27 protein-coding genes and 1 pseudogene are annotated in these 25,631 nt (G+C 71.4%); 13 read left to right on the forward strand and 15 right to left on the reverse strand.

The annotated features are described in order from the left end of the window. The first annotated feature begins 43 nt into the window (after nucleotides 1-43). Complete coding sequence (locus ACFWYM_RS00805; RefSeq protein WP_384828431.1) at nucleotides 44-514, forward strand: hypothetical protein; 471 nt, start codon at nucleotides 44-46, stop codon at nucleotides 512-514. A 140-nt stretch (nucleotides 515-654) separates the two neighbouring features. On the opposite strand, the gene ACFWYM_RS00810 is transcribed toward ACFWYM_RS00805, so the two are convergent. From ACFWYM_RS00810 to ACFWYM_RS00825, 4 genes are read right to left on the reverse strand one after another with little or no spacing between them, the layout of a single operon-like run. Continuing rightward, on the reverse strand, nucleotides 655-3,492 hold the full coding sequence (locus ACFWYM_RS00810) for an HAD-IC family P-type ATPase (RefSeq protein ID WP_384828433.1): 2,838 nt from the start codon (nucleotides 3,490-3,492) through the stop codon (nucleotides 655-657). A gap of 18 nt (nucleotides 3,493-3,510) precedes the next feature. Further along, nucleotides 3,511-3,924: an ArsR/SmtB family transcription factor gene (locus ACFWYM_RS00815; RefSeq protein WP_384828435.1), complete on the reverse strand. Its 414-nt coding sequence runs from the start codon at nucleotides 3,922-3,924 to the stop codon at nucleotides 3,511-3,513. Between the two features lie 50 nt (nucleotides 3,925-3,974). Then, a complete protein-coding gene (locus ACFWYM_RS00820; RefSeq protein WP_384828437.1) occupies nucleotides 3,975-4,484 on the reverse strand; it encodes an ABA4-like family protein in 510 nt (169 codons plus the stop codon). Beyond that, on the reverse strand, nucleotides 4,481-5,461 hold the full coding sequence (locus ACFWYM_RS00825) for a hypothetical protein (protein ID WP_384828823.1): 981 nt from the start codon (nucleotides 5,459-5,461) through the stop codon (nucleotides 4,481-4,483). Before ACFWYM_RS00825 ends, ACFWYM_RS00820 begins: the two co-directional genes overlap by 4 nt. Before the next feature lie 242 nt (nucleotides 5,462-5,703). Between ACFWYM_RS00825 and ACFWYM_RS00830 the strand changes: the two genes are divergently transcribed. Both ACFWYM_RS00830 and ACFWYM_RS00835 read left to right on the forward strand, forming a co-directional pair. Then, on the forward strand, nucleotides 5,704-6,366 hold the full coding sequence (locus ACFWYM_RS00830) for a MerR family transcriptional regulator (RefSeq protein WP_384828439.1): 663 nt from the start codon (nucleotides 5,704-5,706) through the stop codon (nucleotides 6,364-6,366). Nucleotides 6,367-6,485: 119 nt separating this feature from the next. Then, the gene (locus ACFWYM_RS00835; protein WP_384828441.1) at nucleotides 6,486-8,609 is read left to right on the forward strand and encodes a hypothetical protein; all 2,124 of its coding nucleotides are present in this window, start codon (nucleotides 6,486-6,488) and stop codon (nucleotides 8,607-8,609) included. A gap of 52 nt (nucleotides 8,610-8,661) precedes the next feature. Here ACFWYM_RS00835 and ACFWYM_RS00840 read toward each other — a convergent pair whose 3' ends face one another. Further along, the gene (locus ACFWYM_RS00840) at nucleotides 8,662-8,850 is read right to left on the reverse strand and encodes a hypothetical protein (RefSeq protein ID WP_384828443.1); all 189 of its coding nucleotides are present in this window, start codon (nucleotides 8,848-8,850) and stop codon (nucleotides 8,662-8,664) included. A 113-nt stretch (nucleotides 8,851-8,963) separates the two neighbouring features. Between ACFWYM_RS00840 and ACFWYM_RS00845 the strand changes: the two genes are divergently transcribed. After that, nucleotides 8,964-9,662: a MerR family transcriptional regulator gene (locus tag ACFWYM_RS00845; protein ID WP_384828445.1), complete on the forward strand. Its 699-nt coding sequence runs from the start codon at nucleotides 8,964-8,966 to the stop codon at nucleotides 9,660-9,662. A 52-nt stretch (nucleotides 9,663-9,714) separates the two neighbouring features. Here the strand turns inward: ACFWYM_RS00845 and ACFWYM_RS00850 are convergent, their stop codons facing one another. Beyond that, nucleotides 9,715-10,104, reverse strand: a complete 390-nt coding sequence (locus ACFWYM_RS00850; RefSeq protein WP_384828447.1) for a hypothetical protein — start codon at nucleotides 10,102-10,104, stop codon at nucleotides 9,715-9,717. 55 nt (nucleotides 10,105-10,159) lie between these two features. Here ACFWYM_RS00850 and ACFWYM_RS00855 point away from each other — a divergent pair. Then, nucleotides 10,160-10,282: pseudogene (locus ACFWYM_RS00855) on the forward strand (dihydrofolate reductase); the annotation flags it as partial. Here the strand turns inward: ACFWYM_RS00855 and ACFWYM_RS00860 are convergent. The 3 genes from ACFWYM_RS00860 to ACFWYM_RS00870 form a co-directional block, all read right to left on the reverse strand. Beyond that, on the reverse strand, nucleotides 10,271-10,696 hold the full coding sequence (locus ACFWYM_RS00860; RefSeq protein ID WP_384828449.1) for a DUF4267 domain-containing protein: 426 nt from the start codon (nucleotides 10,694-10,696) through the stop codon (nucleotides 10,271-10,273). The pseudogene ACFWYM_RS00855 and the gene ACFWYM_RS00860 sit on opposite strands and share 12 nt — an antisense overlap. A 64-nt stretch (nucleotides 10,697-10,760) precedes the next feature. Continuing rightward, entirely contained in the window at nucleotides 10,761-11,144 is a 384-nt protein-coding gene (locus tag ACFWYM_RS00865; RefSeq protein WP_384828451.1) for a VOC family protein, read from the reverse strand. A gap of 36 nt (nucleotides 11,145-11,180) precedes the next feature. Beyond that, a complete protein-coding gene (locus tag ACFWYM_RS00870) occupies nucleotides 11,181-11,627 on the reverse strand; it encodes an anthrone oxygenase family protein (protein WP_384828453.1) in 447 nt (148 codons plus the stop codon). A gap of 89 nt (nucleotides 11,628-11,716) precedes the next feature. Here ACFWYM_RS00870 and ACFWYM_RS00875 point away from each other — a divergent pair, with 89 nt between their 5' ends. After that, nucleotides 11,717-12,295, forward strand: coding sequence for a TetR/AcrR family transcriptional regulator (locus ACFWYM_RS00875; RefSeq protein ID WP_384828455.1), 579 nt, complete (start codon nucleotides 11,717-11,719; stop codon nucleotides 12,293-12,295). A 78-nt stretch (nucleotides 12,296-12,373) separates the two neighbouring features. Here ACFWYM_RS00875 and ACFWYM_RS00880 read toward each other — a convergent pair whose 3' ends face one another. Further along, nucleotides 12,374-13,333: a TauD/TfdA dioxygenase family protein gene (locus ACFWYM_RS00880; RefSeq protein ID WP_384828457.1), complete on the reverse strand. Its 960-nt coding sequence runs from the start codon at nucleotides 13,331-13,333 to the stop codon at nucleotides 12,374-12,376. A gap of 399 nt (nucleotides 13,334-13,732) precedes the next feature. Continuing rightward, complete coding sequence (locus ACFWYM_RS00885; RefSeq protein WP_384828459.1) at nucleotides 13,733-14,458, reverse strand: DUF4328 domain-containing protein; 726 nt, start codon at nucleotides 14,456-14,458, stop codon at nucleotides 13,733-13,735. A 251-nt stretch (nucleotides 14,459-14,709) separates the two neighbouring features. Here ACFWYM_RS00885 and ACFWYM_RS00890 point away from each other — a divergent pair, with 251 nt between their 5' ends. Then, nucleotides 14,710-16,101 carry a cryptochrome/photolyase family protein gene (locus tag ACFWYM_RS00890; protein WP_384828461.1) on the forward strand — a complete coding sequence of 464 codons (1,392 nt, stop codon included), beginning with the start codon at nucleotides 14,710-14,712 and terminating at the stop codon, nucleotides 16,099-16,101. On the opposite strand, the gene merB is transcribed toward ACFWYM_RS00890, so the two are convergent. Further along, nucleotides 16,032-16,328 (reverse strand): organomercurial lyase, encoded by a 297-nt coding sequence (merB, locus tag ACFWYM_RS00895; RefSeq protein WP_384828463.1) that lies wholly within the window; start codon nucleotides 16,326-16,328, stop codon nucleotides 16,032-16,034. The genes ACFWYM_RS00890 and merB overlap by 70 nt on opposite strands. Before the next feature lie 146 nt (nucleotides 16,329-16,474). Between merB and ACFWYM_RS00900 the strand changes: the two genes are divergently transcribed. Beyond that, the gene (locus ACFWYM_RS00900) at nucleotides 16,475-17,206 is read left to right on the forward strand and encodes a cysteine hydrolase family protein (RefSeq protein WP_384828465.1); all 732 of its coding nucleotides are present in this window, start codon (nucleotides 16,475-16,477) and stop codon (nucleotides 17,204-17,206) included. 3 nt (nucleotides 17,207-17,209) lie between these two features. Here the strand turns inward: ACFWYM_RS00900 and ACFWYM_RS00905 are convergent, their stop codons facing one another. Further along, entirely contained in the window at nucleotides 17,210-17,911 is a 702-nt protein-coding gene (locus ACFWYM_RS00905; protein WP_384828467.1) for a nitroreductase family protein, read from the reverse strand. Nucleotides 17,912-18,017: 106 nt separating this feature from the next. On the opposite strand from ACFWYM_RS00905, the gene ACFWYM_RS00910 reads away from it, so the two are divergent. Continuing rightward, entirely contained in the window at nucleotides 18,018-18,650 is a 633-nt protein-coding gene (locus ACFWYM_RS00910; RefSeq protein WP_384828469.1) for a TetR family transcriptional regulator, read from the forward strand. 63 nt (nucleotides 18,651-18,713) lie between these two features. Here ACFWYM_RS00910 and murJ read toward each other — a convergent pair whose 3' ends face one another. Then, complete coding sequence (gene murJ / locus ACFWYM_RS00915) at nucleotides 18,714-20,459, reverse strand: murein biosynthesis integral membrane protein MurJ (protein WP_384828471.1); 1,746 nt, start codon at nucleotides 20,457-20,459, stop codon at nucleotides 18,714-18,716. A 102-nt stretch (nucleotides 20,460-20,561) separates the two neighbouring features. Between murJ and ACFWYM_RS00920 the strand changes: the two genes are divergently transcribed. The 3 genes from ACFWYM_RS00920 (at nucleotide 20,562) to ACFWYM_RS00930 (ending at nucleotide 23,089) form a co-directional block, all read left to right on the forward strand. Continuing rightward, nucleotides 20,562-21,098, forward strand: a complete 537-nt coding sequence (locus tag ACFWYM_RS00920; RefSeq protein WP_384828473.1) for a hypothetical protein — start codon at nucleotides 20,562-20,564, stop codon at nucleotides 21,096-21,098. A gap of 32 nt (nucleotides 21,099-21,130) precedes the next feature. Continuing rightward, a complete protein-coding gene (locus tag ACFWYM_RS00925; RefSeq protein ID WP_384828474.1) occupies nucleotides 21,131-21,631 on the forward strand; it encodes a hypothetical protein in 501 nt (166 codons plus the stop codon). Between the two features lie 264 nt (nucleotides 21,632-21,895). Further along, nucleotides 21,896-23,089: an NAD(P)/FAD-dependent oxidoreductase gene (locus ACFWYM_RS00930; RefSeq protein WP_384828476.1), complete on the forward strand. Its 1,194-nt coding sequence runs from the start codon at nucleotides 21,896-21,898 to the stop codon at nucleotides 23,087-23,089. Between the two features lie 57 nt (nucleotides 23,090-23,146). Here the strand turns inward: ACFWYM_RS00930 and ACFWYM_RS00935 are convergent, their stop codons facing one another. Further along, entirely contained in the window at nucleotides 23,147-23,743 is a 597-nt protein-coding gene (locus ACFWYM_RS00935) for a DinB family protein (protein ID WP_384828478.1), read from the reverse strand. Between the two features lie 484 nt (nucleotides 23,744-24,227). Here ACFWYM_RS00935 and ACFWYM_RS00940 point away from each other — a divergent pair, with 484 nt between their 5' ends. After that, nucleotides 24,228-25,601: a fibronectin type III domain-containing protein gene (locus ACFWYM_RS00940; protein WP_384828480.1), complete on the forward strand. Its 1,374-nt coding sequence runs from the start codon at nucleotides 24,228-24,230 to the stop codon at nucleotides 25,599-25,601. Nucleotides 25,602-25,631: the final 30 nt, after the last annotated feature.

Raw genomic sequence — 25,631 nt, forward strand, 5'->3', positions numbered from 1 at the left:
CCGTATGGCCGTGATGTGGGGCGCACGGGGAAGAAGGAAGACGATGGCCGACACGAACATCATCCTCATCGTCGGCATCATCGCCCTCGTCGTCGTCCGGCAGTTCACCGTCCGGACCGTCACGTATCGCCTGTACTTCTGGGTGGGTGTACTCGTCGTCCGCGGCTGCATCCCGCCCGGCCCCGCCGCATGGGAGCCCGCGAGCATCGTGCTGCTGGTGCTCTCGCTGCTCGCCTCGATCGGCCTCGGCGTCTGGCGGGGAGCCGTGTTCCCCATGTGGAAGGAGCCCGACGGGCGCGTGCTGCGCAAGGGAGACCGCAGGGTCCTTGCCCTGTGGGTCGGGACGGTGGCCGTCCGGGTGGTGTTCGTGGCGACCGGGGCGCTCGCGTTCCACGAGCCGTTCAACGCCGACGCGCTCTGGCTCGGCCTGGGCCTGACGCTCGCGGCACAGCACACGCTCATGATGCGCCGCCGGGCTGCGGCGCCCCTGAAGGCGCCGCAGGCGATCGCTTAGACGGTCTCCGTCAGAGGGGCTCCGTCAGACGGTTTCCGTCAGAGGGTCTCCGTGCCGTACAGCGCGGCGATGTCCTTGGACCCCGCCCACCTGCTGTACGTGGGCTGCTGCGGCCAGCCCTCGGGAGCTTGCGCGAGGAGCTACGCGCTTCGGCGCTCGTACCACCCACGCGCCGCCACCAACCCGCCCGCGTACAGCACGAGAACCACGGCGAGCAGCAGGTAGTACGACACCGGCAGCGTGGCGAGTCCGAGCAGGGAGCCGAGCGGCGACAGCGGCACCAGGAGGCCCGTCACGATCAGGGCGGCCGCCGCCCAGTGCACCGGGTTCGCCCCACGGCCCTCGGCGGCCCGTCGGCCCGTGCGCAGGAGCAGCATGACGAGGGCCTGGGTCAGCAGGTTCTCGGTGAACCAGCCGGAGTGGAAGACGGCCGCGTCGTCGAGGCCGTCGGGTCCGTGCAGGGCCAGCGCGAGGACGCCGAAGGTCGCGAGGTCGGCGACGGCGTTCAGGACGCCGAACCAGGTGATGAAGCGCAGGAGTTCGCGGGGGCGCAGGACGGCCGGGCGGCGGGTGACGGCGCGGTTCGGCCGGTCGTACGCGAAGGCCAGCTGGGCCGCGTCGAAGGCCAGGTTCTGGGCGAGGACCTGCGCCGGGAGCATCGGCAGGAAGGGCAGGAGCAGCCCGGCGGCGAGCATCGCGATGACGTTGCCGAGGTTCGAGGAGAGGGTGACGCGCAGGTACGCCGCGATGTTCCCGGTGGAGCGGCGCCCCGCCGTGATCGCGTGCTCGACCGCGCCCAGGTCCTTCGCGGCGTCGGCGAGGACCACGTCGGCGCTGTCGCGCACGACCGCCACGGCGTCCCGCGCGGCGATGCCGACGTCGGCGGCGCGCAGCGCGGGCAGGTCGTTGACGCCGTCGCCGAGGAAGCCGACAGTGTGGCCGCCCGAGTCTCCACCGGAGTGGCCGCCGGAGCGGAGCGCGGCGATGACGCGCGCCTTGTGGCCGGGTGCGCAGCGGGCGAAGACGGTGGTGCGGGCGGCGGCAGCGGCGAGTTCGGGGTCGGTGAGGGCGTCGATACGGTCGGCGGTCAGCACGCCCTCGCGTACGGCCGGATCGCCTTTCGGGTCGCCTCCCGGGTCGCCTTCCGGGGCGCCTTCCGCGTCGCCTTCCGCGTCGCCTTCCGCTGGTACCTGGATCCCCAGGTCACGGCACGCCCGCAGCGCCGTGCCCGGGTGGTCCCCGGTGAGCACCTTGATCGCGACGCCCCGTTCGGCGAGGCCCTTGAGCGTCTCGGCGGCGGTCGGCGCGAGCGCGTCCCGCAGGGTGACGAAGCCGTCGAAGGTCAGCCCGCGCTCGTCGGCGGGGGTGTAGTCGCGGGTGCGGGCGGGGCGTTCGGCGGTGGCGACGGCCAGGACGCGCAGCCCGTCGTCCGCGAGCCGGGCGGCCCGGTCCAGGAGCTCCGCGCGCCGCTCCGGTTCCAGGGCACACCGCTCCAGTACGGATTCCACGGCGCCCTTGACGACGAGGGTGTGCGTGCCGAGGCGGCCGCCCGACGCCCTCGGGGTCCGCACGACGGCTGTGGCCAGGCGCCGGTCCGCGTCGAACGGAAGAGCGTCCACCCCGTCGTACGCCATGAGCTCGTCCTCGTCGGACGCGTCCAGGATCGCCTCGTCGAGGGCGTCGGGTGCGGGCAGGTCGGCGAGCTGGAGGGTCCACCAGGCGTTGACGGCGGCCCGGCGCAGGACGTCGGGGGCGTCGCGGCCGTCCGCGTCGAGGGCGCGGTCGACGACGGGGCGGTCCTGGGTGAGGGTGCCGGTCTTGTCCAGGCACAGCACGTCGACGGCGCCGAGGTCGTGCAGCGCGGGCAGCCGTTTGACGATCACGCCGTGGGCGCGGGCGAGCAGGGTGGTGCCGCGGGCGAGACAGGTGGTGACGATGACGGGCAGCATCTCGGGGGTGAGCCCGACCGCGACCGCCACGGCGAACGGCAGCGTCTCCAGGCCGCGCCCGCGCAGCGCCGCGTCGGCTATGAGGACCAGCGGCGGGGTCAGCAGCATGAACCGGATGAGGATCCATGCGATGCCGTGCACGGAACGGTCGAAGGTGCTCGCCCCGCGCCGGTCGTCCCGCCCGTCGTGCGCGGCGGCGAACCGGGTCCGCTCCCCCGTGGCGACGACCACGGCGGTGCCGCTCCCGGAGGCGACGCTGCTGCCCTGGAAGCAGAGCTGCGGCAGGTCGAAGGGCGCCCCGTCGGGTGCGGGTGCGGTCGGTGCGGGTGAGGTCGGCGCGGCCGGTACGGTCGCTGCGGCCGGAGCGGTCGGCGCGACCGGAGTGGTCGCCGCAGCCTGTGCCGTACGCGCATCGTCCGCATCCTTGGCGACCGGCGCCGACTCCCCGGTCAGCGCCGCCTGGTGCACGGTCAGTCCGCGCGCCCGCAGCAGTCGTACGTCGGCGGGGACCAGGTCTCCCGGACCGAGCCGGATCACGTCGCCGGGCACGAGCTCGGCGACGGGGATCTCCCGCGCGGCGGCCGCCTCGTCCTCGTGCGGGCGCCGCAACACAGTGGCCGTGGTGGCGACGAGCCCGCGCAGTGCGCTCATGGACCGGTCGGCCCGGTGTTCCCCGCAGGCCCGCAGCACACAGCTGACCACCACGAGGAGCACGATCACGGAGGCGGTGCCCCACGAGGCGACGACCGCAGAGACGGCCCCGAGGCAGAGCAGCACGGCCGTGAACGGGTCACGGAGCCCTCGTACGGACAGCCGCGCCCAGGATGCCTCGCGCCGCCCCGCCACCACGTTCTCGCCGAAGCGGGCGAGCCGCTCCTCCGCGTCCATCTCGGTCAGCCCGCGCGGCCCGCTGTCGAGGGCGCGCAGCGTCTGCAGAACGGTAGGGGCACCGGCGGGCGCGGCAGGCACAACAGAGGCCGGGACCGGGTCCGAGTCTGCGACGGCCGCCACCGGGGCCGACTCACGCACCGCGACGCACCCGCACCGTCACGCCCCGGTCCCGCGCAGCCGCCGCACCACGGCCGACGAAGAGCCGGAGCCGGTGCCGGAACCCGAGCCGGAGTCCGAGCCGGAGTCCGTCAGCTGCCCGACCACCAGCCGCACGACCGTCACGACATCGGGGTCACCGACGAAGTAGATCTGCCGCCGCCCCTCCCGGCGGGAGCGCACGAGCCCGGCGAGCTTCAGCTTCGCCAGATGCTGGCTGACGGCGGGCAGTGCCCCGCCCACCCGGTCGGCGAGGTGGGTGACGTCGCTCTCGCCCTGCGCGAGGGCCCACATGATGTGCAGCCGAGCCGAGGAGGCGAGGAGCCCGAACGCCGCGGCCGCCTCCGCGAGCACCTCGGCGGGCGGGTCCTCGAAGCCCTCGCCGCCTCCGCCGCCCACGACGTCCGACGCCACTGCACTCTCCTGTCCTGCCCGCTCTGCCGCCTCCTGTGCGGGGCCCCAGTCTAGGTGTCCATGCGCGCGGCCCCGGCCGCCGCAGTCACCCCGGGAGCACTCCCGGCACCAGCCTCCCCAGCCGCACCGCGACGCCGGCCACCACCGCCACCGACCATCGCCCGCAGCCCCAGAAAGACCAGCACCCCGAACGGCGACAGCAGAATCGTGAACACCAGCAGCGGCCCCATCACCAGCGCATGCACCCCGAGCCGCCGCCCCTCCCGGTACATCCACTGCCCGATCAGCAGATCCCACCCGATGACCTGCGCCCAGACGGCACCGGCCCCGTCGGCGAGCGCCGTCAGCTCGCGGAAGCCGTCGAGGCTCGGGCTGCGGACGGCGGCCCACAGTTCGGGGAGGACGGGCACCGCCAGCGCCAGATAGACGACCAGGATCGGCACGACGGTCAGCGGCGAGGCGGCGACACGGGCGGTCACGCGCCAGGCCGGAGCGAAGATCATGAGAAGCCAGACCGGGGCGGCCAGCCAGAAGGAGAGATCGAAGAGGAACCCGGTCATGCCACGGCCTCGGCTTCCTTGGTTTCCTTGGTTTCCTTGGCCACCTTGGCTTCCTCGGCTTCCTCAACTTCCTTACGGGATGGAGAGCTTGACCCTTCCTTACGGGACGGAGAGCCTGCCCCCTGCGCGGAACGGACCGCCCAGTACCCGGCAACCCCCGTGGCCACCACGACCCCGCCCGCGACCGCCAGCGTCACACCGTCCGGGTGGATCAACGGCTGCCCCCGCAGCGCCTGCCAGGCGAGCAGGGCGAAGAGCGCCGCGTACGAGCCGGAGGCCACGAGCACCAGGCGCACACGCACCCGCTCGTCGGCGAGGCGCACGGACCGGGGCATGAGCGCGACGAGGCCCATCACCACGAGCGGAAGCAGCTGCAGCGCGTGCATGCCGAAGAAGTGCGGGATGCGCAGGTCGCCGCCGGTCGCCGACCAGCCGGTCAGCGGCATCGAGGGGCCGCCGTCCGGCACCCCCACGCTGTGCGCGCCGACGACGTCGGACTCGCCGCGCACCTGCCCGGGCGCGGGCTGGGTCATCAGGAAGCCGACGGCCGCCCCGGCGAGGGCGATCGCGACGCCGCACCGCATGGCCCAGGCCGAGGCGCGGTCGGCGATGCGGGCGCGCAGCAGGAGGACGGCGATGACGAGGGTGGCGGCCCAGAGGACGACGACGGTGACGGCCATCGCGTTGAACAGGGCTTCGTCGAAGGGGGTTTGGTAATTGAAGTGGCTGCGCTTCCCGCGCACCACCTGTCCGGTGATGATCACCATCTCGACCAGGCCGGCCGCGGCGACCACGGTCCCCGCCCACCAGCCGGCGCGCCGCCCCCAGTCGAGCCACGACAGCATCCAGGCGAGCGAGAGCCCGTACGCGACGAAGGACAGCGCGAACTTGAACGGCTTGGCCCAGATCGGGGCGCCCACCAGGACCCGGTCGTCGACGGCGAGGCCGACCGCGGAGATGACGGCCAGGGCGGCCATCGAGGCGGAGAACAGCACGAGTGGGCGGTGCCAGGTACGCCATAAGGACAAAGACATAGGTGTCCCCTGAGAGATCGGTTGCGTGGAGAAGCCGCGTAGCGAGGAAGAATCATGGATAGCGGCGCTATCCGCTATCCGATAGCGCAACTATCTATGATGGGGCCGGGGTTGGCAAGGGCGGTCCGGGCAGGAACCGCCGGAGACCGACGACGAGCGAGAACGAACGAGGGCGTGAACAGACCGTGCGCATAGGCGAGTTGAGCCGCAGGACCGGTGTCCCGGTGCCGACGATCAAGTACTACGTACGCGAAGGACTGCTGCCGCAGGGTGAGTTGAGCAGCCCGAACCAGGCGCAGTACGACGAGGTGCACGAGCGTCGGCTCCGGTTGATCCGGGCGCTCCTGGAGGTGGGAGGACTCAAAGTAGCGGCGATCGCCGAGGTGTTGGGCGCCGTCGACGACCCGGAGCGCCCGCTCCACAAGGTGCTCGGCGCGGCCACCCACCGCCTCGGCGGGCCGGACGCGACGGACGACGACGCCGAGGCGGCCGCCGCGCAGACCGCCGTCGAGGACCTGATCTCCCGTCGCGGCTGGCGGGCCGACCCGTCGAACAACGCCGCCGGAGACCTCGCCCGCGCCCTCGCCGCCCTGAACCGCGTCGGCCACGCCGACTTCGTCGAACTCCTCGACGCCTACGCCGACGCCGCCGAGCAGGTCGCCCGCGCCGACCTCGGCTATGTGGGCCGCCGGGTCGCGGTCGAGGACCTGGTGGAGAGCGTGGTGATCGGCACGGTGCTCGGCGAGGCGGCGTTCAACGCGATGCGCAGGCTCGCACACGTGGACGCTTCGGCGCGGCTGTACGGGGACGGCGCGGCCGGGGCGGCGGGGGCAACGGGCGTCTCGTGACCGATACATGATCACTTCGTTGCACGAGGCGAGTGACACCGGTCTTCATGCCCGTCCCGTCACGTTCACCACCCTCGCCGCACTCGCCACACTCGCCGCACTCAGAGGTGATCCCGCTCGTGCCCGTACCCAAGTGGCTGCCGTTCGCCGCCACACGACTGGACGCCATAGAAGCGACGCTCGTCGAGCAGTACGCCCGGCTCGTCCGCCTCGCCTATGTGGTCCTGCCGCGCCGCCTCGGCCGCCACAGCCGCGTCCTCGGCGCGCACGCCGTGGTCCAGCAGGCGCTCCCGCACACTCCCCTGCACCTCCTGCCGGGTCAGCGGCACGACCCGGACACGCCCCATGAGGCACACGACGCGCACGACGCGCACGAGACCCACCAGGCCCACGGGGCCGAGTACTTCCTCGTACGGGAGCGGGTGCTCCGGCGGGCCCTGCGCCACGCGCACCGCCCGCACGGCTGGCCCCGCTTCCTGCCGCCGCCGCGCATGCTGCGGCCCACCTTGCCGATGGTGTGGGGCCTGCGGCTCTTCCCGCACCTGGGCGGCACCGCCGAGGCCGAACTCGACCAGGCCCTGCACGCCGTCTCCCCGCCCGCACGCGCCGCCTTCGCACTGCGCCACCTCGACGGTCTCGGCGACGCGGACATCGACGCGGTGCTCACCGCGGTCGGCGTGCCCGACGCGTCCCGGTTCCGCGCGGAGGCACGGACGTTGGAGGAGAGCTTCGGCGCACCCGCCGAACCGCTGGTCCTCTCCGACGAGTTCGACCCGTGTGCCGTGCAGGCGGGCCCGACCGACCTGCTGCGCCGCCGCAACCGCCGCCTGGCCGGGTTCCTCACCGCCCTCGTCCTCGTGGCGGCGGCAGGTGTGACCGCCGTCCACTTCGCGGACGACTCCACGCCCACCAGCCCGCTGTCGCTGCCGTTGCCGCTCTCCGGCGCAGAGACATCCCAAAGGACCCTGAACCCGCGGAACTTGGAGCGCGTCGCGGACGACGAGTGGCTGCACACCGCGCGCATCGACTTCTCCGCCTGGCCCGCACGGGGCGAACTGGCCGACGACCACACGGTGTTGGCGCGGGCGCTGGCGGCGTGGTCGGCCCGCCCCACCCGCGACCTGCGCCGCACCGCCACGCCCGGCACCCCCACCGAACCTCCGTCGCGCCCACCGCAGTTGCTCTTCGCGGGGAAGGTGGACGGGCGCGCGATCGTCGTCCTCCACGACGGTATGCGGCTGGTGCGCTACGGCGAACCGGCCGGGATCGAAGACGGGAACGCAGACGGGACCGGAAACGGGACCGGCGCCGATGACGCGGGGGCGGCGTTCACGATCGACTTCGCCCGCACCGACGAGTCCGACGTGACCACGGCAGGAGCCGTCGAGGTCTCCCGGAGCAGGACCGGCGGCAGGAGCGGGGGCGGGGGCGAGGCCGGGAACCGAGGCAAGGAATCAGCCCGCTTCCTGCTGGCCCCCTGGATCGCCGAGAGCGCCACGCGCGACCTGCTGCGCCCCAACACCCCGGCCCGCGGCCTCCCCGTCTCCGGCACGGGCATCACGGATCGCGCCCCCGTGCCCACCCGACAAGGCTCGTGCACGTCATGGCCGGTGCTCCAACTCCGTTCCTCCTCCAAGGTCGCGGAGAAGCACGCCTTCCTCCTGTCCGACCTCGGCGGCCCCGCCCCCGCCCACCTCACGTACACACCGCTGCCTTCGTCGTCGGTGCCCGCCCGCCAGCCCAGGGAGGCGACGGGAACCCCTGCCCTGCTGGCCTGGGCCCACATCGCGTGCGGGCTCCAACAGGCGTACGGCGGCGGGATCCGGGCCGTGAACACCTGGGACTACGCCGAGCAGCGCCTCCCCGAACACGGCGGCAGGGCCGTGTGGTCCTGCGTGCGCTACGACTCCTGGCGCGGCCCCGGCGACGTCACGGTCCGGTTCCGCGACACCACACAGGCCCCCGACGCCCCGGCCGCCGACGTCGCACGCGTCCGCAAGACGCACGCGTGCAGCCGCTTCGGCCTGCACGTGCTGGCGAGCCGCACCTGGACCGCGCCGTCCGGACACCGCTATCTCCTCGCGGCGGGCAGCAGGGCGGTGACGTCGATCCGCTCCCCCGACACCCCGTCGATCAGGACGTCGAAGACCACCCTGGCCGTGCGCGCCCCGTCCCACCCCGTACGGCTCTCCGCCCGCCTCAGGACCGGGGACACGGTCGCGGGCCTCACCGACAGGAGATGATCCGCTTCCCCGTAGGAGATGATCCGGCCTTCCCCGGCGGAGAGGTCGCCGCTCAGCCCTCGGTGACACGCCAGGCGCCCACCTCCCGGTAGCCGGAGTCGTGGATCGCCTCGCCGTCACCGGGCGCGAGGGGATAGTGCCGCACATTGCCGCCCCAATACCGCAGGATGCGGCCGATCTCGTCGGTGGCGTGCTCGCGGAACGCTGCATCGGTCATGTCGACCTCGAGTACGAACTTCATGCCTTCAAGATTCTCATTGAAGTGCTGTGTGAAGGTTGACCCGCGACAAGCCGTGGACTCAGGCGCTCGGCAACGGCACAACCTTCAAATGCAGATCAGGTGGGACGGTACAGATGCGAGCAGTGGACGTGGCCCGGACCGCGGGCATCTCGGCGCAGCAGGTCCGCAACTACGTGGACTCCGGCGTGCTGCCCGAGGTGGAGCGGACCCCCGCCGGCTACCGCCTCTTCACCGAGGCCCATGTGCGCGCCCTCGCCGCCGCCCGCAGCCTCGCCGCCGGACACGGCTGGGCGGTGGCGCGCACCGTCATGCAGGCCGTGCACGCGGGCGACCTGCGCGCCGCGCCGGCCGCGCTCGACGCCGCGCACGCGGAGCTGGACCGCGAGCGCAGGTCGCTGACGGCGGTGCTGGCCGCACTCGCCGAGGTGCTGGCGAAGCCGGAGCCCGCCACACTGGCGCGAGCGCGCCGGATCGGCGACGTGGCCGCGGCTGTCGGCGTAAAGCCACCGGTGTTGCGACTGTGGGAGTCCCGCGGACTGCTGCGCCCGGCCCGCGAGCCCGGCACCGGCTACCGCGTCTACTCCCCGGCCGAGGCCCGCCTCGGCCACGTCGTCGCCCTGCTGCGCCGCGGCCATTACCCGCTGCCGGTGATCGACACGGTCCTCACCGAGCTGCGCGCCACCGGGAACCCGGAGCGGGTCCGCGCCGAACTCGCCCACCGCGAGGAGGAGTTGCACCACCGCAGCCTGCGCGCCCTGCGCGCGGCAGCCGACCTGCATGCGTACCTGGAACACCTGGGACCGGCCTCATGAGGGGCGACGGCCCCTGCTCCGGCGACCGGTACAGCCCTGGAGACCGGCGCAGCTAGCGACCGCCGCCGTCCAGCGGTGCCGCCCAGTCGGTCCCGAAGACGCGCGACACCCACTGATCGAGCCGGACAGCGAAGGCGGCCGCCGACTCGATGCCGGACGCCGGCAGTGTTCCGGCGTCGCCGAGGCCGTCGTAGAAGTCCACATCGGCCCAGCCGCCCCGGAACAGCACCACCGACAGCTCGGCGTCCGCCGGTCCGGCGACGACCACACCGACCGAGTCGGCATCACGCACGAGCGTCCTGTCGGTCTCCAACTGCTGCGGCCATGGGGCGACTTCGTCCCGCCACGTCACGCTCCCGACCGTGAGACCGGCAGCGCGCCACCGCGCGGCTCGCTCCGCGACGACCGCACCCGCCTGATCGAGATCGATGACTCGTTGCACCAGCAGATCATCGCGCACCCGGACACATCCCGGGGCGTGCGCGATCGTAGTGCCGAACACCCGGCTGGCCTCCGCCAGTTCGGCGGCGGGGATCGAGCGGTTGCGAGCCGAGCCGGGCGAGGGCGGCACCGCGATCGGCGGCGCCGCCCTCGCCGCCGAGGCGGCGTCAGGTGGGCTGCGGGGCGGGCGTCGCCGGAGCGGCCGCGGCCCCGCGGGTCTCGCGCAGCATCAGCAGACCGCTGGCCACCATCACTGTCGCGGTCAGGCAGTGCACGCCGAACGCCATGGCCACGGAGCCGTGGTGGGCCAGCACGGTGGCCATGTCGCCGTACGCGGCGAAGGACTCCACCAGCAGCACCCAGCCCAGCGCCCGGCGGTGGCCCGTCACCAGCAGGATGCCCAGGACCAGGGCCAGGACGACGTCGCGGATCCCCTTGATGACCAGGAAGCCGCCGCCGTCGCCGGACGGCCAGTCCGCCAGGCCGAAGGTCGGCGCCGTCGTCTCCGGGTTCAGGATGAATTCCGAGCCGAACCAGAGGATGAAGAGGACAAAGGCGGAGACCAGGACGGTGTTGAACTTCTTCAGCGACATTGTTCTTCTCCTTGCGGGTCTTCGTTTTCGGTGGCCGACCGCCGCCGGGGAAATGGGAATTGGCTCAGCGCTTCACGCCGGAGGTGAGGATCTCCATGAGATGTCCGTCGGGGTCGCGGAAGTACGTGCCCCTGCGTCCTTCGACGTGCCTGCTGCGATAGACCTGCCCGGCCTCTTGGCAGGCGGGATCGCCGTAGTGGGTGATTCCGCCGTGCTGGATGCGGACGAGAGCGGCGTCGAACTCCCGCTCACTGACCATGAATGCGTAGTGGTGCGGCTCGAAGTCGTCCACCTGGTCGTAGTCCAGGCTGACTTGGTTGCCCAGCGTGACCGGCGTGAAGTGCGCCACCGGCGGATCGACGCTCAGGCCGAGGATGCCGGCGAGGAACTGCGCCGAGGCTTGCGGGTCACGGGCGGGGACGATGGTGTGATTCAGTTCCACGGTCATGGTGACTCCTTGTCAGAGATGCCTCAGGCCCGCGGTTCAGACGAGGGCGGCGGCCAGGAAAGTGAAGGCGGCGACGATGACGGCGACGCGGAGGTAGTGCCAGCGGTCCCAGCGCCGCAGCTGCTCCGTCCAGTCGGCCGGCCGGCTGTCGGTGGTCCACGCCTTGACCCGGTTGTTGATCGGGACGAGCACCAGGACCGACAGGAGCACGCTGACGATCAGCAGTGCGCCGGCGGTGACGACGAGGCCGGTGCCGTCGTGGTGCCATTCGGCACCGGCCCAGATGCCGACGAGGACGAGCGAGGTGATGTACCAGAACGGCATCACGGCTCCGCCCACCCGGGCCCCGTGAGTGCGGGCACGCAGGCCGTTGTCGCCGGGGAGGGCGTTGAGGATCGGGTTGCTGAAGACGGGGACGGAGAACTCCACCCCCACCATCACGCCGACGATCACGATGGTCACGACCTGGAGTGCGTTGAGCATGACAGCCCCCTGAGATCTAGCGCCGCTAGGTGATGAGGCAACGCTAGCGCTGCTACCGCTCGATTGTCTAGCGGTGCTAGGGTCAAATCATGTCGGTACAGGAACGCAAGCAGCGTGAACGGGTCGGCCGCGAGCGGCTCATCGTGGCGACAGCCCGCGAACTCGCCGAGCAGCAGGGCTGGGACGCCGTCACCACCCGCCGTCTCGCCGAGCGCATCGAATACAGCCAGCCCGTCCTCTACAGCCACTTCCGCGGCAAACGGGAGATCATCGGCGCCGTCGCGCTGGAGGGCGCGGCCGAGATGGCCGTGGCGGTCAGGGCCGCGACCTCCGCCGCCGACGGCCCGCGCGAGCGGGTCACCGCCCTGGCCCGCGCCTACCTCGACTTCGCCGCGAGCAACCCGGGGGCCTACGACGCCATGTTCCAGCTCGACGGCGGCCTGGCCTTCGCCCGGGAGAACACCCCCGAGCCGCTCAAGGACGCCTTCGCCGCCCTGCTGGAAAGCCTCGGCGAGGTCGCCGGCGACGGCATCGACCCGGGACTGTTCACCGAGCTGTTCTGGGCGTGCCTGCACGGCCTGGCCACCCTGACCCGGGCCGGACGGCTGCCGCCCGAATACGCCGAGCAGAGAGTGAAGTTGCTGGTGGACCGGCTCGCCGTGGTCTGACCCGCCATCCCTGCGGGCGTCGGCGGGACCCTCGGGCCCCGCCGATGCCCGCCTGCCCGCCCGCCCGGCGTGCGCGCGTCAGTACGGCCGGTCCCCCGCGATCGCCACGCGCTCGGCGACCCGGCGGGCGTCCCCGTAGTCGGCGACGGCGTAGTGCTGCGTGGCCCGGTTGTCCCAGAACGCGAGGTCACCGGCCGCCCAGCGGAACCGCACCTGGAACTCGGGCACATGGGCCTGCTGGAACAGCAGCCGCAGCAGCCGGTCGCTCTCCGCCCGCTCCACCCCGAGGATCCGGGTGGTGAAGGAGGTGTTCACGAACAGCATGCGCCGACCGGTCTCGGGGTGCCGCCGCACGACGGGATGGCGCACGGGCGGAAAGCTCTCCTGCCACCGGGCCAGCCGGTCCGCCCCGTAGAACCGCCGGAAGCCCGGCAGGAAGTCATGCTCGGCGACGGCCCCGTCGATGCGCTCCTTCACCGCGTCGTCGAGGTTGTCGTACGCGGCCGCCATGTCGGCCCACATGGTGTCGCCCCCGAAGGGCGGAACCTCGCGCAGCTGCAACACCGCGCCCATCGCGGGCCGTTCGCGGAAGGTCACGTCGGTGTGCCACACGTTCTCGAAGCTGGGCACGGCCGCCGCGCTCTTGTCGAACCGCACCACCTCGTCGCTGTCTCCGTGCTCGAGCAGCGGATTGGTCTCCAACTGCCCCCAGTTGCGGGCGAATTCGCGCTGCCGCTCGCTGCTCAGGTGCTGGCCGCGGAAGAACAGGACCTTCCATTCGAGCAGGGCCCGGTTCAACTCCGCGCGCAGTTCGGGGGAGACGGGCCGGGCGAGGTCGATGCCGCGGATCTCGGCACCGATGGTGGCGGCCTGCGGCACGACGTCGAACAGCTCGTACGGCCGGTCCTGCCACCCCTCCGGGGTGCGCCGCAGCACACGCCGCCCCTCGTAGAGGCCGTCGGCGGGGATGAGGGCGGGACGCAGGGGGCCGGAGAGGGCGGAAGGGGCGGATGGCGTGCGGGAAGGGGTGACGGGCATGGGGCACCTCCGGAGTCCGGAACGGGGGAACTCCCGTACGTGTGCAGCGAGTTGGAGGCACCGGGGGTCGGCCGGTCAGGGACCTGCGAGCCCACGGGGCGTACACGGTTCAGGCGGCGTACACGACGTACGGGAGGGAAGAGCGGAAGAACAACGGCGAGGGATCGAAAAGTCCGCTACAAGCCGCTGCGCGCGCAACCACATCGGTCCGGCACGGTGGCCGTACCGAAGGCGTGGGCGCGGTGGATGAACATGCCCTCATCCTGTGCCGCGAAGGATCACCAGGTCAAGCCCTCCCCCGGCTCCCGACAACTGCCTCCCGACAACCGGCCCCCGACAACCGGCCCCCGCGCCGCCCCCCTCCTGGACGGCGCCGACGCTGTCCGCCACCGCCCGCCGCTAGAGCGCGGGCAGGTTCGGCACGAAGGGAGCCGTGCTCGGACCCCGCAGGGCCTTCTCGTGCTGCATGGACGTGAGGCGGCGCACGAAGAGGATGGCGAGCACCGCGGCCGCCAAGTCCAGTGCGTCGGTCACCATGACCGAACCGAGAGCGCGCTTGATCTCTTCGGCCGTTTCGGCGCGGGCGTACTGCCGACCGGCCGTCCGACCGGCGAGCCAGGCGATCACCCACACCCCCCACCACCAGTTCAGGATCGCGGCACCGCGCCGGTTCTCGGCCGAGCTGGCGTTCCAGATGTCGAGGGCGATCCGGCGCGGGAACCAGAGGTTGACCACCGGGCAGAACCAGCCCCAGATCGTCCAGCCCCGGCTCTTCGCGTGGTACTCGGGCGCGAACACCTCGCCGTTGACCCGCACGCGGTGGAACCAGACGAGGAACACCACAGCGGTCGCGATCAGCGCCACGGTCTGGGCGCCGCCGGCCAGCGAGTACCACGTGTCGGCGCGGTCGATCTCCTCGTCGGTCACGGAGCCGAAGCCGGAGGAGGCGAGCCGGTCCACCACGTCGATCGACCGGTAGCCCCGCCAGAGGGCGAAGACATCGGTGACGATGACGACGGCCAGCAGGATCGAGACCGCCTTCCCGAGTGCGACGGGCGGGCGGAGCAAGGCCCACGGGGCGGGTGGTGGCGGTGGTGGCAGTGGTGCGACGGGCAGGCTGGACATGTGGAAACCCCCCACGGGTTCTGGATCGTGATGGTGCTGCGCAGAGAGCCGCATCTCCCCGAGCGGCTCGCGCAAAATCGGAACTTTAGGCGGCTCTCGTCCGTCATGTCCAACGCAAATGGACGAGAAATAGCCAGGTCACCCGGTTATGGCAATAACCAGGTGCCTCCTGTCAGCGTTACGAGGGGACACGCTCCCCGTATGCGGGGGAACGCCGCCCCCCGTCATCAGCGAAGAGCGGAAAGGCCCAAGTGACCGTCTCCATCGTCCTGTTCACCGCCGACCTGCGTGTGCACGACCACCCGCCGCTGCGCGCCGCCCTCGACTCCGCCGACGCGGTCGTCCCGCTCTTCGTCGTGGACGACGCCATCGCCGCGGGCGGATTCGCCACCCCCAACAGGCGCGCGTTCCTCGCCGACTGTCTCGCCGACCTCGACGAGGGGCTGCGGCAGCGCGGCGGCCGGCTCGTGGTGCGCAGCGGAGAACTCGCCGCCGAGGTGTGCCGGGTGGCGGCCGAGGCCGACGCGGGGGCGGTCCACATGGCGGCCGGGGTGAGCGCCTACGCGCACGCCCGGGAGGAGCGGCTGCGCCGCGCGCTGGCCGGGGACGGACGCGAACTGCACGTCCATGACGCGGTGATCACCGCGATCGCACCGGGCGCCATCACCCCTGCCACCTCCGGCTCGGACCACTTCGCCGTGTTCACGCCGTACTTCAGGCGCTGGTCCACGCAGCCCTTGCGCGGGGCGCTGCCCGCGCCGCGCCGCATCGAGGTCCCCGCGGCGATCGGCTCGGAGCCGCTGCCCCGGCGCGCCGACGCGGGCGCGGTCAGCCCGGGCCTGGCCCGCGGAGGGGAGACCCGCGCACGCGCGGCCCTGGCGACCTGGCTGCGGCGAGGCATCGCCACCTACGAGGACCTGCACGACGACATGGCGGGCGACGCCACGTCGCGGCTCTCGCCCCACCTGCACTTCGGCACCTTGTCGGCGGTCGAGGCGATCCACCGGTCCCGGGGCGGAACGGGAGGCGGCGGCGGGGCGGGCCCGGACGCCTTCGTGCGGCAGTTGTGCTGGCGGGACTTCCACCACCAGGTGCTCGCGGCGCGCCCGGACGCCTCGGCCCGGGACTATCGCACCCGCAACGACCGCTGGCGCGGCGAGGAGGAGGCCGCCGACGAGATCGCGGCGTGGAAGGAGGGCCGCACGGGCTACCCGGTGGTCGACGCGGCGATGCGCCAACTCGCCCACGAGGGCTGGATGCACAACCGCGGCCGCCTGCTGACGTCCAGCTTCCTGGCCAAGACCCTGTACGTGGACTGGCGCGTCGGCGCACGCCACTTCCTGGAGCTCCTGGTGGACGGCGACGTCGCGAACAACCAGCTCAACTGGCAGTGGACGGCGGGCACCGGCACCGACTCGCGCCCCAACCGGATCCTCAACCCCGTGACGCAGGGCAAGCGTTACGACCCCGACGGCAGCTACGTCCACCGCTGGATCCCGGAACTCAAGAGCCTCGACGGCCCGCACGTCCACGCCCCGTGGAACCTGGAGGGCCTGGACCGGGCGCAGTTCGACTACCCGGCTCCGATCGTGGACTTGAGTGAGAGCCGGGCGCGGTTCCTGGAGGCGCGGGGCAAGGAGTGAGACCCCCTGGAGGACGCAGAACCTTCGGCGCCGGCGGCGGGGGCGATGGTGACGGCCGCGGTGGTGGGCGTCAGGTCACGGACGCCGTTCGGCGTGACGGTGAGAGTGATCGGCTCGCCGGTTGTGGCGCAGCGGGAGGTGACGGCGGCGGGCTCCTTGAAGACCACGGGGAACATCAGCACGTCCATGGCGCACCAGCCGTAGCGGCGCTGCCCTTGGAGCTGCATGCTGTGCGGGCGCTGGTCGTGTCCGTAACTGCAATTGATACGTCATGGCAGTGCCGACGACCGGCTCCTAGCATTTCGTACGCGCCCCGCAGAAATACGAAAGCGATACAGCCATGCCAAAAGGCGGCGCAGAGGGAGTTCGTCCGATGAAGCTGCTTCGTTCAGCCACCGCGCTCGGCGCTGCCGTCATCCTCGCGGCCACCGCCACGGCGTGCGGCGGAAACTCGGAGGCCGCCACCCGCACGGAGAAGGGGTCAGAAATGAGCAAGGAAAAGAGCAACGAAAAGAACGTCGCGCGAAACACAAAGACACTGCGCCGGCTCAACAACATGGACGAGACCCCGGCGAAGCTCTCGAACGCGACACTGATCCTGGTCGACTACCAGAACACCTACACCAACGGCGTGCTGGAACTGGACGGTTGGCGCCCGGCGGTGAACAACGCCGAGGCTCTCCTCAAGCGCGCCCGTAAGGCAGGTACGCCGGTCATCCACGTCGTCGACAAGGGATACGACCTCAACTCCAAGGCGGGCCAGATCATTCCGGCACTCAAGCCGGTGAAGGGCGAGCCCGTCGTCGAGAAGAGCGTCCCGAACGGCTTTCACGGCACGAATCTCGCCGAAGAGGTCAAGAAGGCGGGCAACAAGAACGTCATCGTCGCGGGCTTCATGACGAACATGTGCACCCTGTTCACCACGCAGGGCGCGTTCCTCAACGGCAACAACCCGACCGTGGTGGGCGATGCCTCCGCGACCCGCCCCCTCCCACTGAAGGGCAACCCGCACGGCATCCCCGCGAAGCAGCTCCACGAGTCGGCCCTCGCCACGGTCCAGGACCTTTACGGGGTCGTGGTCCCGTCGCAGAGGTCGCTCAAGTAGCGCCTAGTCGTGGAAGGCCGTGGTCGACTCGACCGGAGCGCGCTCGGTCCTCACCTGGTTCACCGGTGCGGCCTCGTCGGCATGACCGAAGGAGATGCCGACGAGCAACTTGCCCGCGGTGACGCCGAGTTCGGTGCGTACGGTGTCGGCGTAGAAGCTCAACAGCCCCTGCGGGCAGCTGTCCACGCCGTACGCGGTCATCGCCAGGAGCAGCGTCTGCAGGTAGCCGCCGACATCTGCGGCAAGGCGCGCCTCGCCCTCACCGTGGACGAAGAGGAACGCGGCGTGGGGAGCACCGTAGAAGCGCAGGCTCTCGGCGTCGTAGGCGGCGCGTGCCGTGTGGTCGTCGGGGCCGATGCCCAGCGCTCCGTACAGTTCGGCGCCGAACGCCGCCCGGCGTTCCTGGTGCACCTGCGCGTACATCCCCTCGGAATACGGGAAGTCCACCGAGGTGCGCCTCTCGGCGTGGGCCGTCTGCAGGGCATCGGCCAGGCGCCGGCGTGCCGCGCCGCTCACCACCTCCACCTGCCAGGGCTGTGCGTTGGAGTTGGAGGGCGCGGCGCCGGCCAGCGCGAAGATCCTGCGCAACGTGTCCTCGGGTACGGCTTCCGGACGGAACGCGCGGGTCGCGTGCCGACCGCGTATCAGCTTCTCCGCACAGCCGCTCAGCTCGGTGGGGACGAACCTGCTCATGGCGCTGCTCATGACACTCCTTGGTGACGGAAAGTCCATGTAAACGCGATCGTTTACATGCGGACGCCACCTTAACCCGCCACTCCACGTCAAGTAAACGCAGTCGTATACTTCCTTCATGAGTGCGGCGACAGGCAGTACGACCGATACGGCGCCCCAGCGGCGGGGGCGCGGCGGGCGCGAGCGCATCCTCGCTGCCGCCGCCCGGCTGTTCTCGGCCCAGGGCATCAACGCGACCGGCATGGAACAGGTCGCGGAGGAAGCGCCGGTGTCCAAGCGGACCCTCTACGCGCACTTCCGCACCAAGAACGACCTGGTCGTCGCCCACTTGCAGGGCCTCGTGCTGTCGGGAGCCACGCTGGAAGGCGTACTGACCCGCGAGGACATCCCGCCCCGCGACCGGATCCGCAAACTCTTCGACCAGCCGACAGCAGACACGGGGGCGGGCGTGGCAGCGGACGCGGCTCCGGTGCGGGGGTGCCCGTTCATCGACGCCGCCGCGGAGTTCCCCGACCCGCAGAGCGCGGTGCACGCCTACGCCCGGGAGCAGAAGCTGCGCATGGTGCAGCTGATCCTCGCCCTGGTGACGGAGCTGGGCTGCCGCGAACCCCACTCACTCGCCGAACAGCTGGCCACCCTCGCGGACGGGGCGGCCAGCCGCGCCATGGTCCTGGACGATCCGGACTACGGCCGGCATGCGCGGGCGGCGGCAGAGGTTCTCCTCGACCAGGCTCTGCCGGAAGCGAACTGACGACGGCCGGGCACCCCCTACTTCGCCCACCCACTGCGCCCATCTCACCCCACTTCGCCCGCCTCACCCGAGCCCAGGCAGCCCCCGCAGCTCACCCACCCTCAGGACACGGGCCAGGGCCAGGAACAGGACCGCCATGGTGGCGCCGCCCACGGCCAGGGAGAGGGCGGAGGACCACGTGCCCGAGCCCACGTTCACGGCACCGGCACACCCACGGGCGACGAGCCAGGCCAGCGCGCCCGCCGCGACGGCGGAGGCGGTGAGCTTGCCGTAGGTCCGGCACAGTCGCCTGCCGTCGAGCCGCCCTTCGAGGCGCCGCCGCAGCCGCAGCGCGGTGACGAGCAGCCCCACCCCGTACGAGACGGCATACGCACCTGCCATCCCGGTGACCGCCCACCGCGCGGGCAGCAGCAGATGGCAGCCCGTGGCCAGGGCGATGTTGACGACGGCGATCCACACGGCCATGAAGAACGGCGTACGGGTGTCCTCGAAGGCGTAGAAGCCGCGCAGCAGCAAGTACTGGGCGGAGAACGGGATGAGACCGAGGCCGAACGCCTGGAGCATGTGGCCCAGCGGCGCGGCGGTCGCGGCGTCGGCCGCGCCGTGGGCGAACAGCAGCTGCGCGATGCGCGGGCCGAAGGCGAGGAAGAAGAAGGCGGCGGGGACGATGACGACTCCGCTGATCCGCAGCGCGCGGGACAGATCACGGCGCACGTCGTCCAGGCGCCGCTCGGCGACGGCCCGGCTCATGCGCGGGAGCAGGGCGGTGACGAGGGAGACCGTGATGACGGCCTGGGGCAGCATCCAGATCGTCTGCGCGTTGGAGTACGCGGTGAAGCCCACGCCGTCCTTGGGCAGGGCCTGGTCGGCGGCGGAGGCGTAGCGGGTCACGACGGTGCCGGCCACGAGGTTGGCCAGCACGAAGAGCAACGTCCAGCGAGCCGCACCAAGGCTCTTGCGCAGCCCCGTGCCGCGCCAGTCGAAGCGGAGCCGGAAGCGAAAGCCCGCGGCGCGCACGAAGGGAATCAGGGCGAGGGCCTGAACGGCCAGGGCGAGGGTCGTACCGAGGCCGAGCAGCGTGACCTGGGCCTGGGTGATGTCCTGCACACGGTCCGGGACGGTCATGAGCCCGACGTACACCCCGAACACCCCGACGAGAACGACATTGTTGAGGACGGGGGTCCACATCATGGCCCCGAACCGGTTCCGGGCGTTGAGCACTTGCCCCAGCATGCTGAACAGCCCGTAGAAGAAGATCTGCGGCAGCAGGAACCGTGCGAAGGTCACCGTCAGCTGGAACGCCTCATGGTTCTCGGGCGTATCGCTCTGATAGAGGCTGATGATCTCCGGCGCCACCCACACGGCGAGCGCGGTGCCGATCCCGAGAACGCACAGCACGAGGGTGACGAGTCGCTGCTCGAAGGCGGCGCCACCGTCCGGCTGTTCGGCCCGGGCCCGCACCAACTGCGGGACGAGCACGGAGTTGAGGGCCCCGCCGATGACGAGGAAGTACAGGCTGGCGGGCACGGTGTTGGCCTGGTTGTAGGTGGTGGCAAGCAGCCCGGTACCGAGCGCGGCGCCCTGCAACACCTGCCGAATGAGCCCGGTGGCCCGGGACACGACGGTCCCCACGGCCATCACGAGCGACGAACGAGCCAGCCCGCTCTTGCCGCCGCCCTTGCCGCCACCCTTGCCCCGGTCCGTCTTCGGGGCGGCATGCCGCCCCTTCTGCCGCTTCCGCCACCCCTGCTGCTCACGTGGCCGCGTTGTCGCCGCTGTCGCCGCTGTCGGCGTCGTCCCCTCCGTCATCGCCCCAACGTACGGCTGGAGAAGGCCCTCCCCACGGAAAGGCGAGAGAGATCCTCACCACCCGGTCAGTACGGAACCGAATGCTGCTTTACGGTGCGACGCATGACCTCTCACGACGGCTCCGGTACGGGAAAGGCCGCTGTGTCCGCATCCACCGCCCTGCGGCTCACCTGGACGTTGACCGGACGGGGTTGGGCGGAGTGCGTGGTCGAGGCAGAGGCCGTGAGGGTCGAGCTGACCGCCTCGTACATGAGCAGCGCGCCTGAGGATCTCCTGACGGCTGTGGCCCGGCTGATCACCGACGAGCCGGAAACGAGGCTGCACTTCGTGCAGTTCGAGGCAGAGCCGACCGCCTATCGATGGCTCCTCTCCCGCAAAGGGGACACCGTATGGCTCCGCCTCCTCGAAATGCGGCGCGGCAATGACCACGACGCAGCAGGATCCGAGCTGTGGTCAGGAGCGGTGAGCCTCGATCGTCTTGCTCGTGCGGCGGTTCGCTGCTTCGACGGCATCGCAAGGACCCACGGCGAGGACGAATACCGCGACAGGTGGGGGCGGGACTTCCCACGCAACGAGCTCGAAGCAGTCAGGCACAGGTGGCGGGTGTGGCAGGCTCGCCGTTGCGCCGACGAGTCATGACGGGATCAGGGGACAGGGACAGGGGGCCCGAGATGAGCTACGACTTGCAGGCGGTGATCGCGGGAGAGGATCTGCTGCGGTCCGCGGCCGCTGCGGTTCCCGGCGCCCAAGTGGCAGCTCTCCCACAGGGCTTGGCCCTCATGCCGATGACCGATGAGGTCCTCGACTCGGTCACGGACGGCGTCGGCGTCGACGCCGAGGGCGCTCTGGGCTTCTGGCGGCTCCCGGAAGGCTTCGAGAAGGTGCTCGCTGACTGGTCCCTCGCGGGGCCTGTGGCCTACGTAGAGGCCGAGTACTTCGGCGGCGCGGGCGAGCAACAGGCCGCTGTCTGGGCTGATGGGGCCTTGGAGTTGGGGCCAGTCGATGAGTCGACGGGAGACGCAGGCAACGCGGGCCGCCCGGCGGTGAGCCCGATCTCTCAGGCGCTTCGGCGGCTGGGCGTGCGGACGGGACCCGGTGAGGACGAATTCACCGCTGTGGGGCTGGACCGGCACCGGGACAACGACGGCTGGATCTCGCCCGGCACGTCCTGAGCCTCTCGGGATGCACTCTCACCACTCGCGCCACCGTCCCACGCCGCAACCGCCCGTCACCGCGCCTCTGCGCGCCTCTGCCCGCCACGTCCACCATGCCCGGCGCCCAGGCCGTCGTCACGGTCAAGCCCGACACGTTGACCATGACGTACCACGGTGACGGGGTGACGGGGTGACGGGGTGACGGGGTGACGGGGTGACGGCATGCTAGAGGCGGGAGTTCATCCGTAGTCCTAGTCCTAGTCCTGTGTGAAGGGGGCGTTCGTGAGCGCCGGGTACGTACGAGAGCGGCCCCAGCGTGTCGCTGTCATCGGAGTGGGCATCCTCGGGGCCAGCGTCGGCTGGCATCTGTCGCGGCACGGGGCCGAGGTGGTCCTCATCGACGCGGGCCGGCCCGGCGAAGGCGTCACCAACTGGTCCTTCTCGTGGGTCAACGCCAGCAACAAGACCGAGCGCAGGTCCTACTTCGACCTGAACGTCGCGGGCCTGGCGGCGTACCGCGAGCTCGCGGAGGACATCGGGCCGGACTCGTGGTGGTATCCCAACGGCCACCTGCGCTGGGCGAACGACGATCCCGCGGCGGAGGCGAAGTTCCTGGAAACAGCGGAGCTGCTGGCCAGTTGGGACTACCGGGTCGAGGTCCGCACGGGCGCTGAGGTCCGCCGCAGCCTCGAACCGGCTCTCGCGGTCCCCGACGACGCCCAGGTCCTCTTCTATCCCGACGAAGCCTGGGTGCACGGACGTCATCTCGTCGGCCGCCTGGTAGACCGGGCTCTCGGGTCCGGCGCCGTGCACCGCTTCGGCACCACGGTCCGCGACATCGTCCGAGGCGCCGGCGTCGGCGCCGACGGGAGCGTCCGGACGACCGTGGCTCTGTCGGACGGGAGCCGTCTCGACGTCGACGCCGTCGTGAACGCCGCGGGCCCGGGCGCCTCCCAGGTCGCCGGGCTCGTCGGACGGCACTTGCCGATGCGCCGCGAGCCCGGCGCCGTCACCCGCCTCGACTGTGACCAGGTCCCGATCCGCCGGGCCATGCACGCTCCCCATATCGAGATCCGCCCTGACGGAGACGCTTCGGTGGTCCTCCACAGCCGCGAGATCGACGCACGCATAGACGCACGCATCGCCGCGCACGTCGACCCGCACGTCGACCCGCACATCGACGCCAACGAAGACGCACAGGAACTCGCGCAGCTGCTGCACGAATCAGCGTGCCAGGTCGTGCCGGAGCTCGCCGACTCCCGTATCTCCCGGACACGGATATCCAACCGGCCCATCCCCGCCGACGGATTCCCCTCAGTGGGCGCGGTGCCGTCCGTGCCCGGCTACTTCGAAGCCGTCTCCCACAGCGGCATCACACTCGGCCCGGTGATCGGGCGACTGCTCGCCGCGGAGATCCTCAGCGGGAAGAGGGACGAGATGCTCGCGGACTTCCGCCCGGAGCGATTCCCCCAGTGACAGCTCGCCTCCACCTCTCCGAAACGGAACGGCGCCTCTCTGCCCGTGAGGCAACCTCTAAGCCTTGATCGGCGCGGCCGAGCCGACGGCCGACCTGGCGGCCTGCTCGATCTTCGCGCGGTAGGCCGCACGGGCTTCCTCGTCGATGTCCATCTCGTATTCGGGGCGCACCCCGGTCCGGCCGTCGAGGCCCTCGCGCAGGATATCGGCGTGCCCGGCATGCCGGTTGGTCTCACCGAGGACATGGACCATGACGGCGAACAGGTTCGTGTTGGGATCGGGCTCCGGCCACCACGGCACGTGGCCGGGGGCGTCGAGGGGAAGCTCGTCGATCGTCGCGTCCGAGCGTTCCCACGTGCGCCGGTAGAACGCGATGATCTGATCGCGGGTCTCGTCCTCGGCCGCCCAGTGATCGTTGCCGTCGTAGTCCTGCCACCGGGACAGCGGTTCCGGGGAAGGGCGGTCGAAGACCTCGCCGAAGTACCTGGCCTCGACGGTGGCCACGTGTTTGACCAGGCCGAGGAGGTTGGTCCCGGTCGCTGTCAGAGGCCGGCGGACGTCGTGTTCGGACAAGCCGTCGAGTTTCCAGAGCAGCGCCTCGCGGTCCCGCCGCAGTCTCCCGTGCAGGTTGTCCTTCGCGAATTCATCGATCATGCGGCACGAGCCTGCCATGGGCTGCTCGTGGCCTCAAGATCCCGTACGTGGTCCGAAACGACCGGCGGAGCCGGGGTCCTGACCATGGCCGCCGCCCTGACCTGCCACACGAAGCCCGCGAAACGTGCCACGTGAGACGCCCTCCCAGTCCTCTGGTCCATCGCCACGGGCATCACCTGGTGGACGAGCCACTGAGGCGGGGCGTCGCTGTCGACTACCAACATCAGCGAAGGGACCGTGATGTACGAGCAACGCCTTCGGACAGCGCCTTCGGACAGCGGGGAGGGCGCGTCAACTCACCCGCAGGGCGCGCCGATTCCCGTCCCCCGACCCACGCGAGCTACAGTGCTGTGCCCCCACGGCACCATCAGCGCGACAGCGCCACCAGTACGACCCGCTCCACCCGCTCCACCACTCCCCCCACGACTGCATCCCCAACTCCCGTACGCCCGTACGTGGTTCCATCGGAAAGGGAACGCCAGCCGTGTCTCAGAGCTCACGCCGTCTCAGACCCGCAGCCGTCGCCTCCGCGACCGCCGTCGTGGTCCTCGCCCTCGGGTTCACCGGCATAGGCACCGCCTACGCATCCGCACCCGGCGCCGCACCCGCCGCACCCGCCGCACCACCCCTCAGCTCCGCCGAACGCACCGGCGACGACCCCGACCAGCCCGACAACCCCCTCTACGACGCCCCCGAAGGCTTCCACGTCGACTCCGGGCGTGAATCCGTCTCCCTCTCCTGGGGCACGCTCTCCGCCGCCACCTCCTACGAGGTGTACCGCGCCGAGGCCGAGGGCACAGGGGACGACGAGGTCGGCCCGTACACGCGGCTCGCCACCGTGGGAACGGGCGCGTACGTCGACGGCCACGCCGACCCCGACGTCGTGTACGCCTACAAGGTCCGCGCCCTCGACGACGCCGGGCACGTCTCGCCCTACACCGAGCCCCTCCGCGGCACCCGCGACACCGTCGCGCCCTTCGCACCGCGCGACCTCACCCGCGTCCGCGAGGACGAGCGCGGCGTGACCCTGACATGGCGCACCGGCGACTCGGACTCGGTGAAGTACGTGGTGTACCGCGCCGAGTCCCCCAACGCCCGCCGCACCAAGGTCGGTTCGACGACGTCGCTGACCTTCCGCGACACCAAGGGCGAGGCGGGCCTCACGTACACGTACGAGGTGCGGGGCGTCGACGCCGTCGGGAACGAGTCCGCGGCGTCGAACCCCGTGACCGCCACCAAGACCGTCGGCACCGGCACCGCGCCCAAGGCCCCTGCCCTCGCGGACGCCCAGCTCGTCGGCAAGCGGCTCAGCCTCTCCTGGTCGCAGAGCCCGTACGTACCGGTCGCGTCCTACACGATCTACCGCTCCAAGACGTCCCCGGTCGACATCACCGACCCCGCCAACCGCGTGGCCACCACGACGCGTCCGGAGTACCACACCACGGTGAGCGAGGCCGCGGACGAACGGGACTACTACTACGCCGTCGTCGCGACGACCCAGTACGACGTCGCCTCGCCCGCCTCCGCATCGGTGAGGCCGACGTACTCGGAGCCGCAGCCGCCGGGCGCCACGCAGATCTACGACATCGCACCGGGCGTGGGCAGTGTCCGCCTCAGCTGGTACGGCGTCCCGTCGGGCAGCGGCGACTCACCCGTGACCGGCTACCGCGTCTACCGCTCCACGAAGCCCGAAGTCACCAAGGAGCACGCCGAGTTCACCTACACCACGTCCAGCACGGAGTACCTGGACCGCGGCCTCACGGGCGGCACGACGTACTACTACGCCGTCGCCACCCTCAACGAGGACGGCCTCGAATCGGCCCTCTCCCCCGAGGTGCCGGCCATACCGTCCGCCTGACGGACACCAGAGCCAGGAAGCCGAGGGCCC

The sequence above is a fragment of the Streptomyces sp. NPDC059009 genome, assembly GCF_042740175.1.
GTDB lineage: Bacteria > Actinomycetota > Actinomycetes > Streptomycetales > Streptomycetaceae > Streptomyces.